Origin of the sequence: Pigmentiphaga sp. (genome assembly GCF_019689535.1) — a bacterium.
In the GTDB taxonomy this organism is placed as follows: domain Bacteria; phylum Pseudomonadota; class Gammaproteobacteria; order Burkholderiales; family Burkholderiaceae_B; genus Pigmentiphaga.
The window spans coordinates 1-3,721 of record NZ_JADGHH010000271.1 but is presented as its reverse complement, the minus strand read 5'-3'; the positions used below and the strand labels follow the sequence as shown (position 1 = coordinate 3,721).

Annotated in this window: 4 protein-coding genes and 1 pseudogene; 3 read left to right on the top strand and 2 right to left on the bottom strand. The window is 60.2% G+C overall.

Annotation, left to right across the window (positions count from 1 at the left end):
* Positions 1-243: 243 nt before the first annotated feature.
* Positions 244-710, bottom strand: a pseudogene (locus tag IRZ12_RS16480) (helix-turn-helix transcriptional regulator).
* Between the two features lie 127 nt (positions 711-837).
* Here IRZ12_RS16480 and IRZ12_RS16475 point away from each other — a divergent pair.
* A complete protein-coding gene (locus IRZ12_RS16475) occupies positions 838-1,608 on the top strand; it encodes a hypothetical protein (protein WP_296470812.1) in 771 nt (256 codons plus the stop codon).
* 4 nt (positions 1,609-1,612) lie between these two features.
* On the opposite strand, the gene IRZ12_RS16470 is transcribed toward IRZ12_RS16475, so the two are convergent.
* Positions 1,613-2,317: a glycosyltransferase gene (locus tag IRZ12_RS16470; protein WP_296470808.1), complete on the bottom strand. Its 705-nt coding sequence runs from the start codon at positions 2,315-2,317 to the stop codon at positions 1,613-1,615.
* 129 nt (positions 2,318-2,446) lie between these two features.
* Here IRZ12_RS16470 and IRZ12_RS16465 point away from each other — a divergent pair, with 129 nt between their 5' ends.
* Both IRZ12_RS16465 and IRZ12_RS16460 read left to right on the top strand, forming a co-directional pair.
* On the top strand, positions 2,447-3,373 hold the full coding sequence (locus IRZ12_RS16465) for a hypothetical protein (RefSeq protein WP_296470805.1): 927 nt from the start codon (positions 2,447-2,449) through the stop codon (positions 3,371-3,373).
* A gap of 30 nt (positions 3,374-3,403) precedes the next feature.
* Entirely contained in the window at positions 3,404-3,676 is a 273-nt protein-coding gene (locus IRZ12_RS16460; protein WP_296470802.1) for a hypothetical protein, read from the top strand.
* The last annotated feature ends 45 nt before the right edge of the window (positions 3,677-3,721 follow it).

Here is a 3,721-nt window from a genome sequence, read left to right as displayed (position 1 = left end):
AAAAATAGGCAAGGCCGTTCGTCCGTCGACGGGGAACGGCGCTTCGGCCGTTCCCAAATACGCCAAAGGCTCCCATGGGGAGCCTTTGGCTTTTGCGGGGATGCCGATTGCGAGCGCTCAAGGTGGTTTCGTGTCATGCTTGGCATTCCTCGGCCCGAAATCTATGCGTTGCATGCGCGCCGACGAGCCGAGAAAACGAGCCCACGCAGGCGGCCGCGATTGAGTAGGCCCGGCCTATGCGTGCTAATGGCGAGATGGAACCCTGTTCCCTCCCAGCGCCTGCCACTGCTTGCGCAATTGGGCGCGCCGGGACGGATAGCGTTCCGGCAGCAATTCGGCCGATACCAGTCTTTCGACCTGGAAGTGCCGGAACTGCCGTCGCCGTTCGCACCAGGCCGCGACGATGCGCATTGGGCGTAGTCCGCCAATTCGTGGTCGGTATGGGCGGCGACCCAGCGGGTGCCCAGGAGCAGTGCTTCGAGCTCCCCGCGAGAGAACATCATGGGCGGCAGCAAGAATCCGGGCGTGAGCAGATAGCCGACGCCTGGTTCGCCGCGTATCGCTGCTCCCTGGGCTTGCAGGCTGGCAATGTCCCGGTAAAGCGTCCGCTGGCTCACGCCCAAGGTCCGGGCCAGCTCCGCGCCGCTGACAGGCTGGCGATGGTGGTGCAGGATCTGAAGTAGGGCCAGAAGACGTTCGGCGCGAGACATCGGGTAGATCTCCAGGCGCTCCGGGCGCGCGTGTCAAAGCTTAAGAACTGAAAGCAAAAATTTACTCGAGGGAGCCTCCACGACAGGTGGGTTATATGAATCCATTATTCCATTCCAGTTTCCCAGCATGAATCCTTTCGTCGCAGCAAAAAAGCGCATTTATCGATGGATTAAGTATCGCCTGGTGCGGCCCGGGCCACCGCCTTCGCCCGTTCGTTTTACTGGGCCCGTCGTAGTGTTGGGATCGGCTCCGGTTTCGCATCGGCCAACGGGACTGGACCACGGTTTCTCGGTGATTACCGTCAACGGCTCCCAAACGGTGCTCGCTGAATGGGGCGTGGAGCAGCCAGACATAACGATGATGATGTTCAATCAGGTAGAGGGTACGACGCACAATGCGCGGGAAGTGAGGCGCGTTTTATCGGGAAAACGGACGGGTGCGCTATTCGTGCTGTTATGGCGAAAAAATGAACGTGAGCGGTTGAAACGGGGGTTGGCGGCATTCAATTACGGATACGATTTTCTTTATATCGTGGATCGTTATGAACGCATGGCTTTGCTCGACAGGGTTACCGGTTTGCGTTCCTTGGAAATCGATGCCGAATCAAAATGTTCGAATGGCGTCTATGCGATCCTTTTCGCGCTGTACCATCGTGCGCCTGCCGTGATCATGACCGGCATCGATCCCTGCTCGAGCGGCCACGCCTATAACGATGCCGGGCTGGCGAGGTTGCACGCACGCATGGATGCCCTCGTCATTGGGCGGCTTCTCGGGGCCGGGCAGCCGCTGTTTACCGCGGATCCCGATGTGGCGCGCACCACCGGGGTGCCACTCTGGACGCAGGCGCTTGCCGACGAGTTGACCTGGAAGGCGGCGAGTGCCGCGGGCGCGGCATGAATATTCAACGGCCCGGGCATGTAGGGAGGCGTCCCGCATGCAGCAGACGATCGCGGACGGCAAACCACTCGTCCGCATAATCGTCGTTCCGGTGCTCCTCGAAATAGGGGCCGCCATCGGTGAAATGAACCAGTTTGGCGTCCGGGCGATAATCATATTCCCTCACTAGCCAATTCCAGGTAGCGGGCAACTCCCCCACCAGGGCTTCGGAATCCAGCCATTTGAATTGGTGCAGCTCCAATCCCCCGGCGTGGTTGACGTATTCCGGCACGAGGGCCATGCATCGTGCGTTGTTGAAAAGCATCACGCTCGACCAATTTTTCTTGGCGTAATTCGTCTGGATGTTTCCGAGGAATTTCGTGGCGGTCTTGGGGGCGTATTCGTGTTTCACGCACATGACGGCAAACCGGTCGTCGCGCAGCGACCAGAGTTCGGCAATGTCGGCGCGCACCAGCGTGTCGCAATCGATGAATAAAGACCAACCTTCATAGCGGCCCAGGTAGGGAACCATGAATCGAGAAAAGGAAAACTCGGTGGACTGAAGAGGGTGGCGTTCCCGCGTGAAGACGCCTTGGAGGTGGGGCAGGGCCACGGGGGTAAACGAAACCGGAATGGAACTTTTCTCCAAAATACTATGGCAAAGCACATGGTAGGCTACGACCTCTTCGCTGTCGTAGCCGACATAAATCCGGGCGGGTTCCGTCGTCATGGGTGACCATCGTCGTGGTTTGTGGTTATGACGTTGTAGCGGGGCTGCGCCTGGCAGCACGTATCACAACGTTTCAATCATGCGCGGAATTCGTTCGACTTCCTGCGCGTGGCGGAAAACAATGTGCCCATGCTGATCACCCGCCGCATCGCGAACACCGCGTTCAAGCTGTTGTACCGATATAGCCACGGGCCCGCGCATCGCCACAACGAGCGCTTCTGGCCGCATGTCTCCGTCGAGCGCGACGCCCGCGGCGACCTGACCGGCTTCTCCTATCGCGGCCGGGCCCTGCCGTTGGCCAATCGGGAGATGATGCGCGGCGCCTGCCGCGGCACGGGCCACATCATCGCCTGCGGTCCCTCGATCAATGACATCGAATATGACCGCCTGCAGCTGTCGAGCGTCATGGGCGTGAACGGCGCCATGACGCTTGCCGAGCGCCATCCGATACGCTTCGATTATTACTGTTTCAACGACACGGGTTTCCTGCGGGCCCGCTTCGATCTGGTGGCGCGGATCGTGGCGGAGGATTTGCTGCTATTCACGACGCCCTTGTGCCTGTGGCACATTCTTCAGCGGGTGTCGCCCGGAGATCTGCGTTGTAGGTTGTTCCTGGTAGAGAACCCGCAGCGCCGGGCCTTGCTGCCGGCGCGCACCATGGAGGAGGTCCGGCGCGATCACCCGGACGACGAGTTGACGATTTTCGATCCTGAGCGAGGCTTGGGATTCAGCCGCGACATTCGCAAGGGCCTGTTCGACGTGGGGACGGTAGCCTATACGGCCCTGCAAATCATGGTTTGGCTGGGATATTCGCAAATTGTGCTGCATGGGGTCGACTTGAACAATGCGGCGGCCACGCCGCGTTTTTACGAAACCCCGGAGAACCGCCTGCCCACGACGCTGGACCAGTACCTGCCCGGGCACATTCTTCCGTCATTCGTCCGGGCGGCGGCCTTATTGCGGGAAGCAGGCGTTGAAATCGTCAATTTGTCGCCCAAGGGAGCGTTGGCCGGCGAGCCTTTCCGGCAGCTCGATTGGCATGCCCTGGTTCGATGACTCGCGGAAGGTTCGTGCACGGAGGACGGCATGGAAGACCGGATCAAGCTCTTCATCGGATGCGATCCCAACGATTGCGACCTCGAGCAAATGATGGTGCTGGAATACAGTGCGCGCAAGCACAGCTCCCTGCCCATCGACATCGAGTGGATGAGGCTGTCCCGTGCCCCGTCCAGCTTCTGGTTCTCCGATCCGGCGCAAGGGCAGGGGTGGCGCACTGAAGCCTGGGCGACCCCGTTTTCCGGGTTCCGCTGGGGCGTGCCGGCTTTTTGCGGCTACGAGGGGCCCCCGCTGTCAGAATAGTTGGAACCTCTACAGATGTTAGAGTTTGAATCTCCAACCTGGGGC